At 54.5% G+C, this 21,563-nt stretch carries 16 protein-coding genes, 1 tRNA gene and 1 pseudogene; 14 read left to right on the top strand and 4 right to left on the bottom strand.

Annotated features, from left to right (window positions below; genetic code table 11):
* Window positions 1–660: 660 nt before the first annotated feature.
* From fdnG to selB, 6 genes and pseudogenes are all read left to right on the top strand, one after another.
* A complete protein-coding gene (gene fdnG / locus E1N14_RS18825; protein WP_123116983.1) occupies window positions 661–3,675 on the top strand; it encodes a formate dehydrogenase-N subunit alpha in 3,015 nt (1,004 codons plus the stop codon).
* Window positions 3,676–3,677: 2 nt separating this feature from the next.
* Window positions 3,678–4,601: a formate dehydrogenase subunit beta gene (gene fdxH, locus E1N14_RS18820; protein WP_025010179.1), complete on the top strand. Its 924-nt coding sequence runs from the start codon at window positions 3,678–3,680 to the stop codon at window positions 4,599–4,601.
* Window positions 4,598–5,239, top strand: a complete 642-nt coding sequence (locus E1N14_RS18815) for a formate dehydrogenase subunit gamma (RefSeq protein ID WP_025010178.1) — start codon at window positions 4,598–4,600, stop codon at window positions 5,237–5,239. The genes fdxH and E1N14_RS18815 overlap by 4 nt, the downstream gene beginning before the upstream one ends.
* Window positions 5,240–6,154: a formate dehydrogenase accessory protein FdhE gene (gene fdhE, locus E1N14_RS18810; protein WP_044735252.1), complete on the top strand. Its 915-nt coding sequence runs from the start codon at window positions 5,240–5,242 to the stop codon at window positions 6,152–6,154.
* Between the two features lie 63 nt (window positions 6,155–6,217).
* Entirely contained in the window at window positions 6,218–7,639 is a 1,422-nt protein-coding gene (selA, locus tag E1N14_RS18805; protein ID WP_062793697.1) for an L-seryl-tRNA(Sec) selenium transferase, read from the top strand.
* Window positions 7,636–9,471 (top strand): annotated as a pseudogene (selB, locus tag E1N14_RS22245) (selenocysteine-specific translation elongation factor); the annotation flags it as partial. The gene selA and the pseudogene selB, both read left to right, overlap by 4 nt.
* A 69-nt stretch (window positions 9,472–9,540) precedes the next feature.
* On the opposite strand, the gene E1N14_RS18795 reads toward selB, so the two are convergent.
* Window positions 9,541–9,635, bottom strand: a tRNA-Sec gene (locus tag E1N14_RS18795).
* Between the two features lie 141 nt (window positions 9,636–9,776).
* Here E1N14_RS18795 and fdhD point away from each other — a divergent pair.
* The 5 genes from fdhD to E1N14_RS18770 all read left to right on the top strand — a co-directional run bounded on the left by fdhD (window position 9,777) and on the right by E1N14_RS18770 (window position 13,654).
* Complete coding sequence (gene fdhD, locus E1N14_RS18790) at window positions 9,777–10,613, top strand: formate dehydrogenase accessory sulfurtransferase FdhD (RefSeq protein ID WP_025010177.1); 837 nt, start codon at window positions 9,777–9,779, stop codon at window positions 10,611–10,613.
* Between the two features lie 299 nt (window positions 10,614–10,912).
* Window positions 10,913–12,127: a selenium metabolism membrane protein YedE/FdhT gene (yedE, locus tag E1N14_RS18785; protein ID WP_025010176.1), complete on the top strand. Its 1,215-nt coding sequence runs from the start codon at window positions 10,913–10,915 to the stop codon at window positions 12,125–12,127.
* Entirely contained in the window at window positions 12,127–12,360 is a 234-nt protein-coding gene (gene yedF, locus E1N14_RS18780) for a sulfurtransferase-like selenium metabolism protein YedF (protein WP_025010175.1), read from the top strand. The genes yedE and yedF overlap by 1 nt, the downstream gene beginning before the upstream one ends.
* A gap of 10 nt (window positions 12,361–12,370) precedes the next feature.
* On the top strand, window positions 12,371–13,408 hold the full coding sequence (locus tag E1N14_RS18775; RefSeq protein WP_037436854.1) for a YeeE/YedE family protein: 1,038 nt from the start codon (window positions 12,371–12,373) through the stop codon (window positions 13,406–13,408).
* A gap of 21 nt (window positions 13,409–13,429) precedes the next feature.
* Entirely contained in the window at window positions 13,430–13,654 is a 225-nt protein-coding gene (locus E1N14_RS18770; RefSeq protein ID WP_025010173.1) for a sulfurtransferase TusA family protein, read from the top strand.
* Between the two features lie 62 nt (window positions 13,655–13,716).
* Here the strand turns inward: E1N14_RS18770 and E1N14_RS18765 are convergent, their stop codons facing one another.
* Window positions 13,717–16,851 (bottom strand): M9 family metallopeptidase, encoded by a 3,135-nt coding sequence (locus E1N14_RS18765; RefSeq protein WP_082813119.1) that lies wholly within the window; start codon window positions 16,849–16,851, stop codon window positions 13,717–13,719.
* A 579-nt stretch (window positions 16,852–17,430) separates the two neighbouring features.
* Between E1N14_RS18765 and E1N14_RS18760 the strand changes: the two genes are divergently transcribed.
* The 3 genes from E1N14_RS18760 to E1N14_RS18750 all read left to right on the top strand — a co-directional run bounded on the left by E1N14_RS18760 (window position 17,431) and on the right by E1N14_RS18750 (window position 19,942).
* Window positions 17,431–18,411: an NAD(P)H-quinone oxidoreductase gene (locus E1N14_RS18760; RefSeq protein WP_025010166.1), complete on the top strand. Its 981-nt coding sequence runs from the start codon at window positions 17,431–17,433 to the stop codon at window positions 18,409–18,411.
* 424 nt (window positions 18,412–18,835) lie between these two features.
* Window positions 18,836–19,240: a hypothetical protein gene (locus E1N14_RS18755; RefSeq protein WP_025010165.1), complete on the top strand. Its 405-nt coding sequence runs from the start codon at window positions 18,836–18,838 to the stop codon at window positions 19,238–19,240.
* Between the two features lie 108 nt (window positions 19,241–19,348).
* Window positions 19,349–19,942, top strand: coding sequence for a hypothetical protein (locus E1N14_RS18750; protein ID WP_025010164.1), 594 nt, complete (start codon window positions 19,349–19,351; stop codon window positions 19,940–19,942).
* 191 nt (window positions 19,943–20,133) lie between these two features.
* On the opposite strand, the gene E1N14_RS18745 is transcribed toward E1N14_RS18750, so the two are convergent.
* Window positions 20,134–20,532 (bottom strand): DUF2391 family protein, encoded by a 399-nt coding sequence (locus E1N14_RS18745; RefSeq protein ID WP_025010163.1) that lies wholly within the window; start codon window positions 20,530–20,532, stop codon window positions 20,134–20,136.
* Window positions 20,529–21,560, bottom strand: a complete 1,032-nt coding sequence (locus tag E1N14_RS18740) for an aldose epimerase family protein (RefSeq protein ID WP_044735248.1) — start codon at window positions 21,558–21,560, stop codon at window positions 20,529–20,531. The genes E1N14_RS18745 and E1N14_RS18740 overlap by 4 nt, the downstream gene beginning before the upstream one ends.
* Window positions 21,561–21,563 lie beyond the last annotated feature (3 nt).

The raw sequence follows: 21,563 nt of genomic DNA, 5'->3' as shown, positions 1-21,563 counted from the left end.
GAATTTATCGCGGCATCTTTCGCCCGAAAAGTTCCCTCTAGCCCCATAGCCGTGGGATATTTTTCAGCTGAAATTGGCAATCTTTACATTTGTAATCTGTTTGTGCCCTGCCTTGGTGGTGGGCGTTTTTCGGGCAGTGGGTCAATTTGACTTGATGACGGTTATTCTGTTTCCCCGGCTGTCCATTGCAGATAGTGTGAAAGTGTTACTGATGTAATACTTTGTTTTATCTGTTATATTCCTGCGTTCTGTTATTTCCCCTTGTGCTTGTTGCCGGCTTTTTTAGCGCAACCCTTTTCTATTTCCCGTCGATTGAGCCTCAGTTAATGGTGCTTTATCCTGCCTTTTTCGCTGTTGGGACAAAATTTACCTATATGTTTGGACAAAATGTCTTTCAGTGTATTTTTTGTTCATTTTGGTTTTATAAACTGCTTTTTGTTTGTTTGTTGGCTTTTTATTCTGGCTGGTTTTGTTTTTGTGGTTCAATTTGTCATAGCTATTCCTTTGTGATCTCTGTCTCGTGTCATTATTTGTTATCCTGAGTTTCTTTAAGGATAATCTTACACAGAGTGTGGTCTTTGGTTCGACTGCACTTGGCAGGTCGCAGCCAAGGGCTGCGACCCCAATCAAAACTCATAACGACAAGAGTGTGAGGACGCTATGAACAGACGTCAGTTTTTCAAACTGTGCGCTGCCGGGGCGGCAACTTCAGCCATATCTGCGCTGGGGTTGTTGTCCGAGAAGGCTTATGCCGCAGTTCGGGAATTCAAACTACTCAGAGCTAAAGAGACCCGCAACAACTGCCCGTATTGCTCGGTGGGTTGTGGCTTGCTTATGTATAGCCAAGGCAGCGGTGGCAAAAACTCTGAACATGCCATTTTTCATATTGAAGGTGATGCCGATCATCCGGTAAACCGCGGGGCGCTCTGCCCTAAAGGCGCAGGCCTGGTGGACTATGTTAACAGTCCGCACCGTCTGCAGTACCCTGAGTATCGCGCTCCGGGCACCAATGAATGGAAGCGCATCAGCTGGGGCGAAGCTTACAAGCGTATTGCCCGTTTGATGAAAGACGACCGTGATGCCAACCTGATTGAGAAAAACGCCGATGGCGTTACAGTCAACCGTTGGTTGACCACAGGGATGATGACCTCATCCGGTATGGCGAACGAGAGTGGTCTTGCGACTCAGAAGTTTGCTCGTTCTCTCGGCCTAGTCGCCATCGATACCATTGCACGTAACTGACACTCCCCAACGGTAGCAAGTCTTGCTCCAACATTTGGGCGCGGTGCCATGACCAACCATTGGATCGACATCAAGAACTCTAATGTAGTGATAATTATGGGCGGTAATGCTGCAGAAGCGCACCCTGTCGGTTTCGGCTGGGTCACAGAAGCTATGCAACATAACAATGCCAAATTGATTGTGGTTGACCCTCGCTTCAACCGTAGTGCCGCTTTGGCCGATCACTATGCTCCTATCCGCTCAGGCACAGATATTGCCTTCTTGCTGGGTGTGATCCGCTATCTGATCTCCACCAACCAGATCAACTTCGACTATGTGAAGGCCTATACCAACGCCAGCTATCTGGTGCGGGAAGACTTTGAATTCCACGAAGGTCTGTTCTCCGGTTTCGATGAAGAGAAGGGCGACTACAACAAAGAATCCTGGTTCTATCAACTCGACGAAGACGGCTATGCCAAGGTGGATGAATCCCTTGAGCACCCACGTTGTGTGTGGAACCTGCTGAAAGAGCACGTAGAACGTTACGACTTTGCCACTGTCAGCAACATCACAGGGACGCCGGTAGATGACTACCAGGTGGTCTGTGAGGCGATTGGCAGCACTTATACCAAAGACAGGGTTGCGACCTTTATGTATGCCCTGGGTTGGACTCACCATAGTAAGGGTGCGCAGAACATTCGCACCATGGCCATGGTGCAGTTGCTGCTGGGCAATATTGGTCAGTTGGGTGGTGGGGTTAACGCCTTGCGTGGTCACGCCAACGTTCAGGGCTCAACCGATATGGGTCTGCTGGCGCAGAGTCTGCCTGGCTACGTTAAACTGCCCAACGACAATGAACCCACTTTGGCCGCTCACCTAGCAGCGCATACGCCCAAGCCTTTGCGTCCGGGTCAAACCAACTACTGGCAAAACTATCCCAAGTTCTATGTCTCTTTGCTGAAAGCGTTCTGGGGCGATAACGCGACCCCTGAAAACGACTTCGGTTACGACTGGTTGCCGAAATGGGATCAGATGTATGACTTTGGCCGCTACCTCGACATGATGTATCGCGGTCAGATCAACGGTTGTATCGTGCAAGGGGTTAACGCGATTAACTCTATGCCCAACCGTAACAAGAACCTCAAGGCGCTGAGCAAGCTCAAGTACTTGGTCGTGCTGGACAACTTGTCATCTGAAACCGCAACCTTCTGGCAAAACGAACCCGGCTTCAACGAAGTCGATACCGCCAGTATCCAAACGGAAGTGTTCCGTCTGCCCACAACCTGTTTTGCCGAGGAAGAAGGTTCCATCGTCAACTCGGGTCGCTGGATGCAGTGGCACTATAAAGGCGCCAATGCTCCCGGCGAAGCCATGGCCGACTCGGAAATCGTTGCCGGCATCTTGCTGGAGCTGAAAAAGCTGTATCGCGAAGAGGGCGGTAAACTGCCTGAGCCTGTGGCTGCGGTTAACTGGGAATACACAGATGCCCATAACCCGAGCTCTGTTGAGCTGACCAAAGAGTTGAACGGATACGATGTTAACACCGGCCGTCAACTGAGCAGCTTTACTGAACTCAAGGCCGATGGCAGCACCGCCTGTGCCTGTTGGATCTATGCCGGTTCCTGGACCGAGCAAGGCAACCAGATGGCACGCCGCGACAACCACGATCCGTCAGGTAAAGGTATTACCCCTGGATGGGCATTTGCTTGGCCTGCCAACCGTCGGGTGCTCTACAACCGTGCCTCTTGTGATGTCAACGGTAAGCCATGGGATCCAAACCGCACCATAGTCGAGTGGAAAGATGGCAAGTGGGAAGGCATAGACGTGCCTGACTTCAACGCCAAGCTCAATCCACAGGACAGTGCACACCCATTCATCATGCAGCCGGAAGGGGCGGGCCGTTTGTTCGCGCTGAAACTGCTGAAAGAAGGGCCGTTCCCTGAACACTATGAGCCGGTGGAATCACCAATCGGTACCAACCCGTTGCATCCGAAAGTGGTGCACAGCCCAGTGCTGCGTTGGTTTGAGGGTGTGAAAGAAACCATAGGTACCAAAGAGGAGTTCCCATACGCCTGTACCACTTACTCGCTCACAGAACACTTTAACTTCTGGACGACTCACTGCCGTTTGGCGGCGATATCCATGCCAGAGACCTTTGTGGAAATGAACGAGCAGTTGGCGGCAGAAAAAGGCATCAAGAATGGCGACTGGGTGAAAGTGAGCTCCAAGCGTGGCCACATTCTTACCAAAGCCTTGGTGACCAAGCGTTTGCGTCCACTGCAGGTCAATGGTCAAACGGTACACACTCTGGGTATTCCACGTCACGGTAGCCATAACGCCCTCACCAAGAAGGCTTATAGCTGTAACGTGCTGACTACCGAAATGGGTGATGCCAACACGGGTGTTCCTGAGTACAAAGCGTTCCTGGTGAACGTTGAGAAGGCGGAGGTCTGATAATGGCAACACAAGATATTATTCGACGCTCCGGCACCTCAGCGGCAACGCCGGCATCGCAAACTCGGATTGGTGACGTCAAGCAGGTCGCAAAACTGTTTGATGCGACCAAGTGTAACGGCTGTAAGGCCTGTCAGGTGGCGTGCTCCGAATGGAACGATCTGCGCGAAGAAGTGGGCAGTTTCGAGGGAAGTTATCAAAACCCGATGAAACTCTCAGGCCAGGTCTGGACCCTGATGGAGTACAACGAGGTGATGGACGAGCGCAATAAGCTGCGCTGGCAGTTCACTCACTCTGCTTGTATGCACTGTGCCGATCCCGCCTGTCTCAAGGCGTGTTCGACCGCAGGCGCCATTGTGCAGCATGTCAATGGGGTGGTGGACTTCGATTCAGACAAGTGTATCGGTTGCGGTTATTGCGCCAGCGCTTGTCCGTTCGATATCCCCAAAATCGATCCCAAGGACAACAAGGCCTACAAGTGCACCATGTGTTCCGACCGTCTGGCGGTCGGGCTGGAGCCTTCCTGTGTCAAGACCTGTACTACAGGCGCGCTGCGTTTCGGTACCCGTGAAGACATGTTGTTCTATGCCGATAAGCGGGTGGCCGAACTCAAGGAACGCGGCTTTGCCAAGGCCGGGCTTTACAACCCTGAGGGTGTGGGTGGCACAGGGATGATGATGATATTGCACGATGTCACTCAGCCTGAAAGCTACAACATGCCGGAAGATCCGCAGATCCCACTGTCTGTCACTCTGTGGCAGGACTGGGTCAAGCCTCTGGGTACAGTTGGGATCCTGGCAACAGCCGCTGTGGCTTGTCTGCACAAGATCACCGTTGGCCGCAACATAGTCGAAGAGGATCAACCCGGTTATCAGCCGCCTGAAGAAGATCAGCAAGCGGCTCAGAAAGAGGAGGACGGCAAATGAGCGAGCATCACAAGCAAGAGATGATAGTGCGTCATAAGCTGTTCGACCGTATCTGCCACTGGTTTATTGTGGCGGCAGGTTTAGTCACTTTCCTGACCGGTTTTTCGTTCTTTTATCCTTCCTTCCAGTGGATGGGGGCTATTGCAGGCACGCCTCAATTGGCGCGCTTTATCCACCCCATTGCCGGGTTGTTTATGTGTCTGCCGCTGATGCTGATGTTGGTGCGTTACTACCATCACAACAAGTGGGAGAAGAACGACCTGAAATGGATGCTGGCCATCAAGGACGTGATGTTTGAGAACGAGGACAAGATCCCGCCTATCGGCCATTACAACCCTGGGCAAAAGGTGCTGTTCCGTGCGTTTGTGGTGACATCTATCGTACTGACTGTCACCGGCTTCATTATGTGGCAGCCCTATTTTGCACCTTACTTCTCAGCCACTACTGTGGGCTGGGCCATTCTGCTGCACGCCGTCTGTGCTCTCATCATGTTGATTTTCGTGATGGTGCACTTCTGGATGGCGACCTGGGTAGAAGGTTCGGTCGCGGGCATGCTCTACGGCAAGGTCTCCAAGGCCTGGTGCCGTAAGCACCACCCCAGAATGCTGGAAGAAGATTCGGAAGCGGAGAAACATTAAATGAGTCATACAGCCGAGATACCCCTGGCCCCCGGCAGCGAGTCGCCGCTGGAGCTCAAACCACTGAAAGCCGCCGACCCTGCCAGCGTCTATCTGCGCAGAGCCAAGCGTTTGGAAGTGTTGGCCAAGGACTCGCCGCTGGCTGATTACCTGGAGCTGTGTCGCCGTTTGGTCGCTGTACAGGCCAAACTGGCGGCGAAGGAAGACTTCGGTCTTCCTCCAGCCTGGGACAAGTCCGAGGGGCAGCCCCTCACCGACTTGGGTCCCAGCGCCGACAGTTACTGGCAGAGCTTGCTGCAGCAGTTGCTCAGTGAACTCCTGCCGCAGGTGGATGAGTCGGTCGCCCGGGTGCTGCGTCTTTTGATGCAACAGGCACCCGAGCAATTGAGTGCCTGGGGGCAGGCGCTGCGTCAGGGCAACCTGAGTGCAGTGCCCGCCAGGTTCAGTCTGTTTCTGTGGGCCGCTATGGGGCTTTATTGGTCTCATTGGGCGCCGGCAGTTATTCAGCGCATGGATCAGCGCAGGGTCGAACAGCAGAGCCTGTGTCCGGTCTGTGGCAGCCATCCGGTTGCCAGCGTGATAGTCGATGAACCCAGAGCCGGTTTGCGTTATCTGCATTGCAGCCTGTGTGAGAGCGAGTGGCACTACATACGTGCCCACTGCACTTGTTGCGGGCATGACAAGGAGATGAACCTCTGGTCTCTGGACGACTATCAGGCCAATGTTCGCATCGAAAGCTGCGAGGCTTGTCATGGTTATACCAAGATGATGTTCCTCGAAAAGGCGCCGCTGATGGATGTGGCCGCCGATGATTTGGCGACCCTGATGCTCGACAGTCAGCTCAATGAGAAAGGCTATGGTGCTACCACAGTCAATCCCTTGTTGCTGGCCCACGAGACAGAAGACAGCGAGTAACCAAGCCAGTAAGAAAGCCGGGAGGGCTCAGGCCCTCCCTTTATTCAGTCAATGATGAAACAGATGATGACCCAAACTGCCGATACTCTCAAAGACCTCTATCGGGCTTTGCCTTCCATGGATAGCCTGCTGGCCGAGCCAGCTCTGGCCCCACTGCTGAGCCGCTTTGGCAAGGCCGCCGTCAAACAGGCGCTGGATGGACAACTTCGGCTGGCAAGAGCCGGGATAGGCAGCGAGCAACGCCTGCCTGAGTGGTGTCACTCACACCAAGCCTTGTATGGCATTTTGGTTGATCAGCTGTCCAGCGATTATCGCCACAGTTTAAGGCCGGTATGGAACCTCACCGGCACCCTACTGCACACCAACCTGGGACGGGCGCAGCAATCCGAGGCGGCCATCGAGGCCGTCACTTCTGTGATGCGTTACCCAACTCCGCTGGAGTTTGAGTTGCAGGCCGGCAAGCGCGGCCACAGAGATAATGCCGTCAGCTCGCTTATTCACCGCCTCACCGGCGCCGATGCCTGCTGTGTGGTCAACAATAATGCCGCCGCCGTGCTGTTGATGCTGTCGGCGGTGGCGGCCGGTAAAGAGGTGATAGTTTCCCGCGGTGAGCTGGTGGAGATAGGCGGCGCCTTCCGGATCCCCGACATCATGCGTCAGGCCGGGGTTACCCTGGTGGAAGTGGGTAGCACCAACCGTACCCACCTCAGGGATTACGAGCAGGCGATAACCGAAAACACCGCTGCCATCATGAAGGTACACACCAGTAACTACCATATTCAGGGCTTTACCGCCTCGGTGGAAGAGTCGCGGCTGGCGACACTGTGCCGCGAGCACGATATTTCGCTGATCTCGGATCTCGGCAGCGGTTCGCTCACCGACTTGCGCCGCTTCGGGCTTAAACAGGAACCCACTCCCCAGGCGATGCTGGCCGATGGGGTCGATTTGGTAAGCTTCTCCGGCGACAAGCTGCTCGGCGGCCCTCAGTCCGGGCTGATTGTCGGCAAACAGTCGCTTATCAACAAGTTGCAAAGCCATCCGCTCAAACGGGCGCTGCGCTGCGACAAGCTGATTTTGGCGGCGCTGGAAGCCACACTGATCCATTATCTCAACCCGGAAACCCTGGATACTGAACTGCCTATGATGGCCAAGTTCGGCCGCAGCCAGCAGCAACTCAAACTGCTAGGCAGCCGTTTGCACCAGGCGTTGCAGCCCCTGTTTGCCCCCGGCTATCAACTGGAGCTGGTGGAGTGCCGCACCCAGGTGGGCAGTGGCTCACAGCCGGATACCTTCCTGCCTTCGGTGGCTCTGGCTTTCAGAGCCAATCCGGGCGCTAGCCTGATTGAGCTTGAGCAACACTTCAAGCAGGCCGAGCGGCCGGTGATTGGCCGGATCAGCAATGAGCAACTGCTGCTGGATCTGCGCGGGGTCGACGATGAAGCCGAGTTACTAGCCGAGCTGAGCACTCTGGGAGTGTCGCTGTGATCCTGGTAACCGCCGGCCATGTAGACCATGGCAAGACCAGCCTGATTCGGGCCCTGACAGGGCAAAATACCGACAGATTGCCGGAAGAGAAACGCCGCGGCATGACCATAGATCTGGGTTATGCCTTTATGCCGTTTGCCGACGGCCAGCGACTGGCCTTTATCGATGTGCCTGGCCATGAAAAGTTTATCAACAACATGCTGGTGGGCGTCAGTCATGCCAGACACGCGCTCTTGGTACTGGCCTGTGACGACGGCGTGATGCCGCAGACCCGTGAACACCTGCAGATTTTAGCCATGTTGCCGCTTAAGAGCCTGACGCTGGTGCTCACCAAGAGTGACCTGGTGGAGCGGGTCCGCATTGATGAAGTGGCTGCAGAGAGTGAGGCGCTGCTCTGTGAGTTTGCCCTCAAGGCCTCCGGTGTGTTTAGCGTTTCGGCCAGCAATGGCCAGGGGATCGATTCACTCAGAGAGCATATTCTGGCGCTGGCATCGAGCGAGCTACAGCTTGAGAAGGCTTGCGTCGCCGCAGACGCGCAGCAGGCCTTTCGCATGACCATGGATCGCGCCTTCAGCGTCAAAGGCGCCGGTTGGGTGGTCACGGGCACAGTGATCAGTGGCAGTGCCAATGTCGGTGATAACCTCTACAGCTCGGGTCAGAAAGACAAGCTGAGGATCCGCGGCATTCACTGCCAGGGGCAGGAGTCGCAGACGGCGCTGCCGGGCACCCGGGTCGCCCTCAATCTCAGTGGTGTTGATAACCACAGAGCGCCGCAGCGCGGCGATTGGCTCAGCAACTTGCCGCAGCCGGACGCCTGTGGCCGCCCTGTGGTGCAGATCCGTGCCTTTGAGCCAGTGACTCACTGGCAGAGCGTACATTGCCACCACGGCGCCGATCATACTCTGGGGCGCATATCCCAACTGACCGAGGCCGATGAGCGCGGCTACTGCCTGGCTGAACTGGTGCTGGATAAGCCACTGATATTGTGCCAGGACGACCCCATAGTGCTGCGCCATGCCAGTGGCAAGCATACCCTGGGTGCCGGCAGAGTACTGGCACTCACAGTGCCCAATCGCAAGAAACGCACCGAAGAGCGGCTCGCTCTTCTTGGCCGTCTCGCCGACGCCGAAACTCCGGCCGCGGCTCTTACCCTTCTAGGCAGGCAGCAGGCCTTGGCCGTGCCTGACTTGGCCTGGCGCTGGCAGTTGACCGAAGCCGGTTTGAGTCGGCTCATCGAAGAATCCGGACTCAGCCGCCATGGCGGTTTCCTGTTGGCACCTGAACTGCTTGAGGCCGAGCAGCAGCACTATCTGTCCTTGCTGGAGCAATACCATCAGCAGCACCCGGATCAATTGGGGCTGGGGCGCAACCGCCTGCTGCGCATGAGTCACAGCAAGTTGCCATCGCCGCTGGCCGGTTTGATCCTGGAGCGCCTCTGTCGCGATCGCCGCATGGTGTTGCGCGGCGCCTTGCTGCAGTTGCCGCAGCACAGAATGACCTTGGATCCCAAAGCCGAAGCCTGTTGGCAGCGTTTATCTCCTTGGCTGGAGCAGCAGGATACCCCTGTGTGGGTCACGGAAATGGCCGAATATCTTGAATTGGAGCCGGGTGAGCTGCGGCCGCTGTGTTTCCAGTTGGTGCAACAGGGATTTATCACCGCCGTGGTGAAAGACAGATATCTGCTCAGCAGTAAGCTGTGCCACTACGCCGATCTTATTCGCGGTCATTTAGAGCTAAAGGGACAACTGGAAACCGCCGAGTTCAAGGCGATGGTAGGTCTTGGCCGCAAGGTAAGTATTCAACTGTTGGAGTTCTTCGATCGCAGCGGTTTTACTCGCAGGAAGTATCGCAGTAACAGTCGGGAGATCCGGGACGCTGAACTTTTCTGGTCCCATGAAGATTGGCGGAAGAACATAGGAGTCGAACCTACCCGGGACTGCTGGCAGCCCCACCCGGATTTGAAGTCCGGACGCCTCACCGGAGACGACGTTCTTCCATCGAAAGACAGAAGGATAATAGAAAATGAATGCAATTGAAGCAACCCTGTTTTTATTTACTTTATGAGTTTGTGATATAGCTCTTATTTTATTTTAAAGTCTGTAAATTTTTATTATTTAGATAGGTTCAGAGGGTACTTATGGATTATTATTCGCATGACGTTGTCACCGAGAAACAAGTTACCCTTATGGAACAAGGGCAGGCTTCGGAATTAACTGACTACTTAGCGAACGAAGTGAGAATCGCCCTGGTATATAACGGCATTGCCCACACGGTAATGTTGGCCAGTCCGCAGGATCTCGAAGCCTTTGCAATCGGCTTTACCTTGTCGGAGCGCATAGTCAGAAACATAAATGAAATCAAGGGTGTTGAACTTGAGTATACCGAAGAAGGTGTGCTGGTTCAGATTGAGATAACCCAAAGATGTTTCATGGAATTAAAGCAACAAAGACGCAATATGGCCGGTAGAACCGGTTGTGGACTTTGCGGTGTTGCCCAACTTGAAGAAGCGGTTAAACCTGTTATTCGAGTTGATGATGGTGCCAAGTTTAATATCAATAATTTAAAGGTTGCTTTGAATTTTGTTAAGGACAATCAACAGCATTTTAAATTAACTGGCGCCACCCATGCTGCCATGGGTTTAAATAAAGATGGGCATATTATTGATGCCTATGAAGATATTGGAAGACATATAGCACTGGATAAGTTAATCGGTGCCTTTTCACAGAAACATGCCGAGCGGCCAATCGCGGTTTTATTGACCAGCAGAGCCAGTTTCGAGATGGTGCAAAAGGCTGCCAGTGCCAATATTCAGATTCTTTTTGCCATGTCCGCCGTGACCTCACTGGCGTTGGAGTTGGCCGAGAAGAGCAACATCACGCTGGTGGGCTTTTGCCGCAACGGTCGTGCGACGCTCTACACCCATGGTCACAGACTGACGGGATTGAGCCGCGATCGCCTGGCCAAAGCCATTTAGGGAAGCTGCGAATAAGGCCTCGAAGTACCGGGCCTCTTCCCTGGCACAGCGCTTACTGTCTGCTCATCATCGTTGTTAAACACTGTTTATGACCGGTCGGAACCCAGTTCCAGCCGGTCTTTAGTGCTTTGATGATGGTAGACAGCCGGTCGTTTGCTGCACTCCAGCGATTTTATCGCCGTAAAGGCATACATAAGATGCGACAGGTCAGTTTCTGCGGGCTGCCTGTTCGCACCTGTAATGGTTGACGGACACGCCTGTGTCCGTTTAGACAAGGTCTCGTTCATTAGGGTAATGACATGACATGGCAACAATTTAAACAACAATATCTGGTCCGTTTCTGGGCTCCCATGCCGGCTGTTATCGCTGCTGGTATTCTCTCCACCTACTATTTTGGTCTTACCGGAACCTTCTGGGCCGTGACCGGCGAATTTACCCGCTGGGGTGGGCATTTACTGCAAATACTTGGTGCCGAGCCGGAAAACTGGGGTTACTTCAAGGTGATAGGTTTGGCCGGTACGCCGCTGGATCGCATCGACGGCATGATGATTATCGGTATGTTCGGTGGCTGTATCGCTGCGGCGCTATGGGCCAACAACGTCAAGCTCAGAATGCCACAGAGCCGGGTGCGCATCATGCAGGCCCTGGTTGGTGGCATCATAGCCGGCTTCGGCGCCCGTTTGGCCATGGGGTGTAACCTGGCGGCCTTCTTTACCGGTATTCCACAGTTCTCGCTGCATGCCTGGTTCTTCGCGCTGGCCACTGCTGCCGGTTCTTACTTTGGCGCCAAGTTCACCTTGCTGCCCATGTTCCGCATTCCGGTGGCGCTGAAGAAGGTCACCAAGGCCAGCTCGGTCAAGCAGGACGAAAACCAGGCCAGAAGGCGTTTTCGGATCGGCATGCTGGTGTTTATCGGCATAGTCGGTTGGGGACTCCTGACCCTGTTCAACGCACCCAAGCTGGGTATTGCCATGCTCTGTGGTGTCGGTTTCGGTCTGCTGATTGAAAGGGCACAGATCTGCTTTACCTCGGCATTTCGCGACATGTGGATCACCGGCCGTACCCATATGGCCAAGGCGATCATCATAGGTATGGCGGTCAGTGCCATAGGGATTTACAGCTATGTGCAACTAGGGGTTTCACCCAAGATCATGTGGGCCGGTCCCAATGCGGTTATCGGCGGCTTGCTGTTCGGTTTCGGTATAGTGCTGGCCGGTGGCTGCGAAACCGGTTGGATGTACCGCGCCGTGGAAGGGCAGGTGCACTTCTGGTGGGTTGGCCTGGGTAATGTTATCGGCTCCACCATTTTGGCCTACTACTGGGACGACTTTGCCGAACCACTGGCCACCAGTTGGGACAAGGTCAACCTGCTTTCCAGCTTGGGGGACAAGGGCGGCTTGCTGGCCACCTACCTGATGTTGGGCCTGGCGTTTGCCGCCATGCTCGCCTGGGAAAAACAATTCTTTGCCCGTAAAGCCAAACGGGATGCACAACTGACTGCGGAGGCCGCGTAATGAGCCAATATACTCCTGATTATCAATTGGATATGGTTGGTGAACCTTGTCCTTATCCCGCCGTTGCCACCCTGGAGGCCATGCCCCAGCTCAAGCCCGGCGAAATTCTGGAAGTGATCAGCGACTGCCCACAGTCGATCAACAATATTCCATTGGATGCCAAGAACCACGGTTACAAGGTGCTGGAGATAGAACAGAACGGCCCGACTATCCGTTATCTGATCCAGCGCTGAGGAGCCGGTTATGCTGACGATTCTCAGTGGTTTGGGCATAGGTCTGGCCATGGGGTTTGTGATGCAGCGGGGGCGTTTCTGCATGGCGGGTGGCATACGTGACACCTTCCTGCAGAAAGACTTCACCATGGTGATCGCCATATTGATCGCCATCAGTATCCAGAGCCTGGGGCTGTTTGCCTTTTATGAGCTGGGCTGGGTCAAGTTGCCGACGGGGCATTTCCCCTGGTTGGCAACTCTGATTGGTGGCGTGCTGTTTGGCCTGGGTATGGCGGCGGCAGGCAGTTGCTCCACCGGAGCCTATTACAGGGCGGCCGAAGGCTTGGCTGCCAGTGTGATGGCAGTGCTGGGCTTTATTGTTGCCAGTAAACTGGTGCGCACGGCCGAGCTCAAGAGCATGCTGGCCCCCATCAAACAGCAACAGTTGGCCGATCAGACCCTGTATCAGAGCCTGGGGGTTTCGCCCTGGTTGGTGAGTATCGCCCTGGCGCTGCTGACTTCCGTACTGGCGATACGCTATCTCAAGCGGCGCAAGCACCCTGTGGCCCTGATGACCCCGAGGCGCAGCGGCCTGGCACATCTGTTGTTTGAAGCCCGTTGGCACCCGTTCGTGAGTGCGCTGATCATCGGCGTGCTGGCTCTGCTGGCCTGGCCTGCGAGCCTGGAAAGCGGTCGGGTCGGTGGCGTTGGTATCAGTGGCCCCAGCGCTCAGCTGTGGGATCTGCTGACCACTGGCAACACCAAGTTCTTCGGCTGGCCGGGATACTTCCTCATCGGCTTGTTTGTCGGGGCCTTTATTGCCGCCCGCGGCAGTTCGGAGCAGCGTTGGCGCTATCCGGGCCACAAGACGGTATTGTTTGGGCTTGTCGGCGGTCTGTTGATGGGCTTTGGCAGCGGTATTGCCGGCGGTTGCATGTTGGGCAATGCGCTTGTGGGTACCGCCTATCTGTCCTGGCAGGGCTGGCTGTTTATTCCGGCCATTCTGCTTGGCAGTTACTGCTTCAGTTACTTTACCCTGATCCGGCCCATGCGACTGGCTCAGATCTGAGTTTTATCCAAGGAGTTGTATATGAAACATGTTCTCGATACTACCGGCAAACTTTGTCCTTTCCCTTTGATAGAGCTGCAGAAGCTGATAAAGGGCATAGAAAAAGGCGACGAAGTGGTACTGGACTATGACTGCGCCCAGGCGACAGAAAACATTCCTCGCTGGGCCGCCGAAGAGGGCCATGAGGTGACTCACTTTGCCCAGAAGGGCGATGCTGCCTGGACCATGACCATCAAGAAGGGCTAACGGTCGTAAAGGTAAAAAAGCGCTGCCGAGGCAGCGCTTTTTTCATCCAAACTGTAACGCTATCAGCGAGCCTGCATCTGGATGCTGACCCCTTCAGCATTGGCACCATCCAGCATCAGATAGTACCAACCTTCGCTTGGCGCCTGCAGCAGTAAACGTTCTGCGTTGCCTTGCTGGGTGGATGCCTGTTGATAACTGTTGGCTGTAGGCCAGCTAGTGCCACCATAGAGGCTGACATCGCCGCTGCCGTGGCCTGTGACAACTTCAATCTCCTGAGTACCTTCGGCAATATAGAAGTAGAAGTCTCCCCGGCCACTGGCGGCGCAGATGGCCGCGCCGGACTGTAACTCGCTGTAACTCTGGGGAGCCTTGGTGGCGCAGGCATTTTCGAGGACACTGGGCTGAGGTTCACCGGCCGTGGCCACTTTCAGGCTCAGGCTGACACCGGCATACTGGTTGTCACTCTCCACCGCCAGGTAACGCCAGCCGCGATTGGCCGTGACTGTCAGTGTCTCGCTGTTGCCTGCGGTCTTGGCGAACGCATCATAGTGAGCTGTACCGGCCCAGGTATCGGCAGCATAGTAGAGATCGGCGTCACCAGTGCCGCCGCCGAGGCTGAAGGTCAGGCGAGTGTTATCTTCCTCGACCCAGACATAGAAGCTGGAACGGCCACCACTGAGGCATTCATTCTTGCCGGCCAGCAACTGGCCATAGTCTGTGCTCGGAGCACCGCAATCCACCGGCTCGCCGCCATCGCCATCACCGCCGCCTTGAGCCGGGTCCGGGTCGGCTTCGACTTCTGTGGTCGACAGCAATAGATCCACGCCGCCAAATTCACCGGCCAGAGTCAGGTAATGCCAGTAGCTGTCGGGGTTGAGGCGCACCTTGATCACCTCGTGATTCCCATTGCCTATACCTAAGCCCTCGTTGTTTTCGGCGCTGGCCCAGCCTTGGGAGCTGAAATAGATATCGGCATCACCCCAGCCGTCACCCACCTTGATCCACAGCTCTTGGTCGGAACGCTGCTCATTGGCAAACACCAGGCTGGCGCGGCCGTTTTTCGAGTCGATACACTCGATTGGCACATCCAGCAGCGGCGTCATGCCTTCCTGATAACGATAAGATTCGTCGCTGACCGTGCAGGGGGCAAAGTCGCGGCTGATATTGCCGCCCGGGCCACTCCAGTTACCTTCACGGCCGCTGGGTGCGGCGTCTATGTCGCTGGGGCCCTTATCCACTATGCCATTGTCGGCCGTGCTCAGGCCGCTTGTCAGCCAGCTGTACCATTCATTGTCATAACGACTGCCTATGCCATCTATCAGGGCTTGATACTCGCTGTAGTTGTCGCTGCGCAGCAGACTGAGGATCTGGCGAACATCATCCATATGGCGCTCGAACATAAAGCGCACCGCCAGATAGCCCCAGCGATAGACTCTGTCTTGTCCCGAGTCATAGGTGTTTTTGAATATTTGCGACAGGGCAAATGCCTTGGTTTCACCAAGTGCTATGGCTGCGGTGTTGGCATCCCGGTAGGAGATGTATTCCGCCAATCCTTCAACCCACCAGATGGTGTCGGCCGACATGCCGCGGGCAAAGTCGCCGTGGAGGTTGAAGCGGCCATCCAGGTAGTGCACATATTCATGCTGCAGGTTCCAGACATGGAAATCGGGGCGGCGCCACTCGGCTTCATAGGCGATAAAACGGGCCTGATTTTTGAGCCCGGCCGGCGAGCCTTCAAGATACATGCCGCCGTTGTCTGTGTTGATGCCGAAGAAGCTGCCGGCGAATGACTGGTAGTCGCCGGAGGAGTTGAAGATCACCAGCTCAAGATCGTCGTTGTTATCTTCGCTCACCGGAGTATTGCTGGTTTCCAGCTTGCTGTGGAAGTAGGCTTCCTGGTCGCTGAGCACTTCGCAGATCCAGCTTGCCTGATCCTGATACAGATCCTGGGCGCGCATCTTCAGGGTATCCGAGCACTTCCAGTTGAAACTCAGGGTGTCCTGCTCCAGTTGGTATTTGAAGCCGCAAATGCCGTAGTAGTCGCACTGGCTGCGGTCATAGTAGTCGGCCATTTCTGCAGCGGCGAGCCAGATGGCGCGGCTGCTGTCCTCTTTACTGCTGCTGTCGATTACCGCCTTGACCAGAGTCGTGACCCTGGGCTTCATCGCCTCTATGTAGTAGAGGCGGGACATCTCACGTACCGCATTGACCAGCAGGTATTCGGCGTTGGTTCCCAGTAGTTGGCGCTGCTCAAGTTGAAACTGATTGAGGGCATCGAGAATGCTCTGATCCCGGGCGAACAGCGCTTGCATTTCGTCGTTCCACTGAGCCCGGAACAGGGTAGTAAACACAGCATTGGCGGCGGCATTCATGCCAAACAGCGCCTGCCAGTCGCTGTCGTATTCGTTGAGAACCTTGATGGTTACCCAGTTGAATTCGGCACCCAGATTGGCCGAATCCACCAGGATCAATGCTTCTTTGAGAACCCCGGCATTGGCCTCGGAAACTGTCCAGCTCTTGGGATTGTTGAACAGACTATCCAGTGCGCCGCTTAACGCCGTGGTTACCGAGGCATCATAGGCGGGCACATCTTCCGGATGATAAAACTGCACATAGAGGGCGGCGCGGACAAAGTTTATCAAGGACTCCAGCCCTTGGGTGTCAGTTCCTGTGTAGCTTTCGGCGCGGCCGTCTATGGCATTGGCTACCGCCAGCACATTGGCCTGGCTGAAGCTGGCGGTGGCCTGACTGCCCACCAGGCTGTAAAAGGCACCGACACAAGCAGGCGTGGCGGCGCTTAATGCATCGACCAGTGCCTGACCATTGAGGCCTGTCAGCTCATCACAGCTGCTGTCGGCCTGCATCTGCAGATCGCCGGCCGCCGAGCGGCTCATCAGGTTGAGGCTTTCGACGGCTTGGCGTTTTTGGGGCGTTTTTTTGTCAACGGCATGTCCTTCAATTACCTGGTTCGCCACCGCCTGACTGCTAAAGGCCTGCGGCGGCGCCGGCAACGAAGCCTTTGTCTGCCTCTCCGCTTGAGAGTTGACCTCGCGCTTAAGCCGCGCGTGAGAGGCCAGTCTCGCCTGCTCGTTGGCTTGAGCGGGCAGTAAGGGATGACCGTGCAGCCTGGCGGCGGGATGAGGTGAGGAAGCTTGGGGGGAGGAGGGCTGTGCAAACGTCTGTTGGCTGAATGCCATGCCGGAAAGCAGGCCGATACTGGCGACCAGTGGGCTGATCTTCATTGGTTTTCTCCATTTTATTTGAGTCTGCTGTTGCAGATCTTTAGTGGTTAAAGTGACCTCCTGCGCCGTTTGCCGATACTGCCTGACTGTGCACAACACTTTATTCAGGGTAAATCAGTGTTTCATCATAGAAGTAAAGGAATAAAATATACAATATAAAATTGTCTATTTTTTATTCCAAAGGAAAACAGCGAGGATTTCCTTGGTCACCGCGAGCTAGGATAGATTTATAACGCAATGAAATTAATAGAATTTACATTTAAATTCGCCGAAGCTGAATTTTGCCTGGCGGCTTTGTTGTGCTTCTGGCAAAAGACAGAAGCCATTTGCTGCGAAGCACGCCTTGCATCCAGGCCTGAAAGCCGATGCAGTGCATAGATGGGACTTGTTCGCATCTTCCTTGGCGCGGGTATGAGCCTGAGACGGCTTCTGCTACTGTGTTGGCTACAGGTATCAGTCTCTGCCAGGCTTGGCCTCTGGATTAACGTCAGAGGCAAATCTTTCGGCAGTGGCTCAGTTATCAAGGAGCAGTGTATGAGACAGGTGACTTTCGACACACCCGGGCAGCCCGAGGTGCTTTATCTGACGGATGTGGAGATCCCCAAACCCGGTCCGGGTCAGGTGTTGATTCGGGTGGCGGCGGCCGGGGTCAATGGCCCGGATCTGGCTCAGCGTAAAGGCAACTATCCGCCGCCGGCAGACGCTTCCCCCGTGCTGGGGTTGGAAGTGGCCGGCGAGATAGTGGCGCTGGGGCAGGGCGTAGCGCAATGGCAGACCGGGCAAGAGGTCTGTGCCCTGGTGCCGGGAGGCGGTTACAGTGAGTATGTGCTCACCTGGGCCGATCATTGTTTGCCTATTCCCAGGGGCTGGAGTCTGGAAGAAGCCGCTGCGATTCCCGAGACTTTCTTTACTGTGTGGGGCAATCTGTTTATGCGAGCCGGGTTGCAGCAAGGCGAGACAGTGCTCATCCACGGCGGCTCGGGGGGGATCGGCAGCAGCGCCATAGCGCTGGCCAAGGCCTTTGGCGCCAGGGTACTGGTGACTTCCGGCAGTCCTGAGAAATGCGCCTGGTGTCAGCAATTGGGGGCCGAACTCGCGATTGACTACCGCCGACAGGACTTTGTCGAGCCTGTGTTGGACTGGACCCTGGGCAAGGGTGTCGATGTGGTGCTGGATATGGCAGGCGGAGACTTTGCCAACAAGAATCTCAAGGTACTCGCCTGTGATGGCCGCATGGTGTCCATTGCCATGCAAAGGGGGGCCAAGGCTGAAGTGGATATCTTTCGCCTGATGGCCAAACGTATTGTTTGGACCGGCTCGACTCTGAGGCCTCAAAGCGTAGCGGCCAAGGCGGCGATTGCTGCCGAGCTTAAGGCCAAGGTCTGGCCGTTATTGAATGAAGGTGCCCTGAAGCCACATATTTTTGCCAGTTTCCCGCTGCAAGAGTGCATTGCGGCACACCACTTGTTGGAATCCGGAAGTCACTCGGGCAAGGTCGTGCTGACACTGAAGTAAGTAGCTACTGACGCTCAACACCCTATGGCTGCTGAACACTCGCTCGGCAGCTTTTTCTCTGTCGCCGCTGTTTGGCTGTAACATGCAGCCTTAAGGCGTTTGCGTGCAAAATTCAACTTGCCCTGATGGAAATTTGGGCTAAAGTCCTTTGTGAGGGCACTCGAGGGTGCTGTCATGAAAAATTAATCGTTATTTAGTTGGAAAAATCACGGTTTGTAGCATTGATTCTCGGAAAGATTCTGTAAGAATACGCACTTGAAAACTCCACCTCCCAAAGGTGGAAACCTATTGTGGCAAAGTGAGCAGTAGTGCGCTTCTTTGGCCGAAAAACTTTAGGGAAGGCGCGAGCAAGTCCAGGCACTATGCGCAGCGACTTATTGGCAACTTCTCTGGTGTATGTGTTGATTTAAGGGTATTGGCATATATGTATAACACTGCAAAGAAACAAGTTTGGTATGGCGAGCTCAGAACCGCACGTGGCAATGCTATCGTCGTCCATGACAATCAGTTACCCGAGGCATCTCCTGGACGTATCTACCTGTTCAACTCTCAGCGTAATGCGATTATTGAATACGTGGAAGATATAGTTAAACCCAACCTGCATGATCTGGGTGAGGATGAAGCCAAGGCTGCCGAGCGTGAGTTCGGTAGTGCATTCAAAGCGGTCCGCAGCGAGTTTATGCAAAAGCAGCAGGCCAGAGTCAATCTGAACAACGTCAAAGACAGCGCTCCCGCGCGTAAGCCCAAGCCGGAACCTGAGGTCGAGGTCGAAGCCGACAACATGGGTGATGATTTCGATGACGATTGGGATGACAGCTTCGACGACTGATATCCCTATGCCCGGCCGTCCGACTTCAGTTCACTGAAGCGATGGTCCGGGTATACCGGAAAGTCGAACGCTGACATTTTAAGACGATGATTTATAAGTTGGAGAATAATGATACCAGATATTAACGAAGAATATTATGTACTGATATGTGGCTCTGGAAAGGTGCCTTCCCCTTATGTTTCCTGCAGTAAAAGTCATTATTTAACTTTTAGACAACCGACTTGCCTTAAAATGCCAATTCAGGTTGAATCTGGGGCAGATGATAATGAGGCTATTCCGCTGATCGAAGCAATGACTGCATTAAGTGATCCATTACTGTCAAACAGAATAAGTAAAGTGCTGGAATACTTTGATCTTTATCAGGTTCAGTTACTCCCAGCTTTATATGCCCATAGTGATGAAAGTGTACATTCATATTCAATTTTAGTCGTAGATAATAATATTGATGCTTATGACTTTGATAATGGAAAATACACTGGGATTTTAGAGGATGGTGAAGTAAGAAACCCAAGGAATTGCCGACTGGACTCTAATAAGTTATCTAAAATACCTCTTGAAAAGAGATGTATTTTCCAAATTCCAGGGATGATGGATTATTTGGTGCATAAGTCAATCGCAGAGCCATTAATCGCCTTGAACGCCAGTGGTTTGCATTTGGTTCCTGTGCTGGAATGGGATCTTAGCTTTGGTATGACAATTTAATAGCTGGATTAAAGATGAATCATTGTCAGATTTTCATCACAGCAAATACTGGCAGAAATTAAACTATACAACCCAAGCCAATATGGGGTGAATGATGTAGGTTTAACCCGATCTTCCTTTATTGATGATGAAATTTTAAATTGAATTTTGATGTCAATGAAATACGACAATCAATATCCGGCGATAGTCGATTATTCTTTATCGAAGCTATCGACTATGATGGCGCCCATAGAGGCCGGCATGGCGATCAGCAGGGTGCGCTTCAGCGCCAGTAAGGGATCGCTCAATAATGGCCATTTATCCAGGGCCAGTAAGACGACACTCACCACCAGCAAGGTCAGGGCATAAGCCAGCAGGATCCGCAGCCAGAACACCCACACCCTGGCCTTGATATTGGCCTGAAACACACTCTGATAAGCAAACAGGGCGATAAAGCTCAGGCTCAATACCACCACCAGCACCAGATTCACCATCGGCAGATTGGCCGCCAGCATCCAGGCCTCCTCGGAAAAAGAGATGGGCACGGACAAGGCAAAGGCGCCTATGCTGATCTGGCCGAGATCCTCGGCGTTGAAATAGAGTTTGGTCATGCCTGGGTATCGAACTCGTAGCGGCTCAAATGGTGATAGACTTGTCCGGGTGTTATCCAGGGATCGCCGTGCAGCTGTGGCTGATTGGCGCCGTCCGGCAGCATTTGCGGCTCAAGACAGACACCCTGCCAGGCCTTCATCGCCTGGCCCTTACGACCCTTGACGCCTTCGAGCCCGGCGCCGGTGTAAAGCTGCACTCCGGGTTGATTGGTATACAGTGTCAGGCCGCGACCCGATAGCGGCGCGCTCAAACGGCCCACACGCCAGAGCTCATCTTTCTGTTGTCGGCTGATAAAGCAGTGATCCAACCCTTGGCCGCCGGCTAGTTCCGGCTGCCCCAGCAGCGTCTTGAGTACCTTGCCCTGACTGAGATCCAACATGCTGCCTTGGGTATTGACTATGCCGCAGGGAATGCCTTCAGAGTCGGTTGCCAGTGCTTTGTTGCTATCGAGTTGCAACTGGTGCTCAGCGATATCCGCCCGGCCATCGAGGTTGAAATAGCTGTGCTGGGTCAGGCTCACAGGGCAGTCTTGGCTGCTTGAGGCCATAAACTCCACAAACAGGTTGTTGCCCGCCAGACGATAGTCCAACTGTACCCGGCATTCACCGGGAAAGCCCATGTCGCCATCCGGGCTTATCAGGCTGAGGCGCACCCCGTCCGGCAGTGTGCCCAGTTGCCACAGGCGCCGATGAAAGCCTTCGCGGCCGCCGTGCAGGCAGTGGCCGTTGAAGTTCTTATCCAGAGAAAAAGCTTTGCCGCGGCAGTTGATTTGACCTTGCTTGATGCGATTGGCGTAGCGCCCCACAGCGGCGCCCAAACAGGCGTCCTGGGCCAGATAATCGGCTGCAGAGTCACAGCCAAGCACGATATTGGTTCGTTCACCGTGGCGATCCGGCGCCCACAGTGAGCGAATAATGCCACCGAGACTGAGCACTTCCAGCGCCAGAATGCCGTTGTCGATTCTGACTCTTTCTATCTGGCCGCCGCGGGGATCTTCCCAACTGTCGAGTGCGCTGAAACGTATCATCTG

It is taken from the genome of Shewanella algae (genome assembly GCF_009183365.2).
Lineage (GTDB): Bacteria > Pseudomonadota > Gammaproteobacteria > Enterobacterales > Shewanellaceae > Shewanella > Shewanella algae.
The sequence above is the reverse complement of the archived record's forward strand: the minus strand, read 5'-3'. Positions and strand labels throughout refer to the sequence as shown.

Bases quoted from the DNA above. Each gene is read 5' to 3' on its own strand.
- fdxH (WP_025010179.1), top strand. From the start codon at position 3,678: ATGGCAACACAAGATATTATTCGACGCTCCGGCACCTCAGCGGCAACG.
- E1N14_RS18815 (WP_025010178.1), top strand. From the start codon at position 4,598: ATGAGCGAGCATCACAAGCAAGAGATGATAGTGCGTCATAAGCTGTTC.
- fdhE (WP_044735252.1), top strand. From the start codon at position 5,240: ATGAGTCATACAGCCGAGATACCCCTGGCCCCCGGCAGCGAGTCGCCG.
- selA (WP_062793697.1), top strand. From the start codon at position 6,218: ATGATGACCCAAACTGCCGATACTCTCAAAGACCTCTATCGGGCTTTG.
- fdhD (WP_025010177.1), top strand. From the start codon at position 9,777: ATGGATTATTATTCGCATGACGTTGTCACCGAGAAACAAGTTACCCTT.
- yedE (WP_025010176.1), top strand. From the start codon at position 10,913: ATGACATGGCAACAATTTAAACAACAATATCTGGTCCGTTTCTGGGCT.
- yedF (WP_025010175.1), top strand. From the start codon at position 12,127: ATGAGCCAATATACTCCTGATTATCAATTGGATATGGTTGGTGAACCT.
- E1N14_RS18775 (WP_037436854.1), top strand. From the start codon at position 12,371: ATGCTGACGATTCTCAGTGGTTTGGGCATAGGTCTGGCCATGGGGTTT.
- E1N14_RS18770 (WP_025010173.1), top strand. From the start codon at position 13,430: ATGAAACATGTTCTCGATACTACCGGCAAACTTTGTCCTTTCCCTTTG.
- E1N14_RS18765 (WP_082813119.1), bottom strand. From the start codon at position 16,851: ATGGCATTCAGCCAACAGACGTTTGCACAGCCCTCCTCCCCCCAAGCT.
- E1N14_RS18760 (WP_025010166.1), top strand. From the start codon at position 17,431: ATGAGACAGGTGACTTTCGACACACCCGGGCAGCCCGAGGTGCTTTAT.
- E1N14_RS18755 (WP_025010165.1), top strand. From the start codon at position 18,836: ATGTATAACACTGCAAAGAAACAAGTTTGGTATGGCGAGCTCAGAACC.
- E1N14_RS18750 (WP_025010164.1), top strand. From the start codon at position 19,349: ATGATACCAGATATTAACGAAGAATATTATGTACTGATATGTGGCTCT.
- E1N14_RS18745 (WP_025010163.1), bottom strand. From the start codon at position 20,532: ATGACCAAACTCTATTTCAACGCCGAGGATCTCGGCCAGATCAGCATA.
- E1N14_RS18740 (WP_044735248.1), bottom strand. From the start codon at position 21,560: ATGATACGTTTCAGCGCACTCGACAGTTGGGAAGATCCCCGCGGCGGC.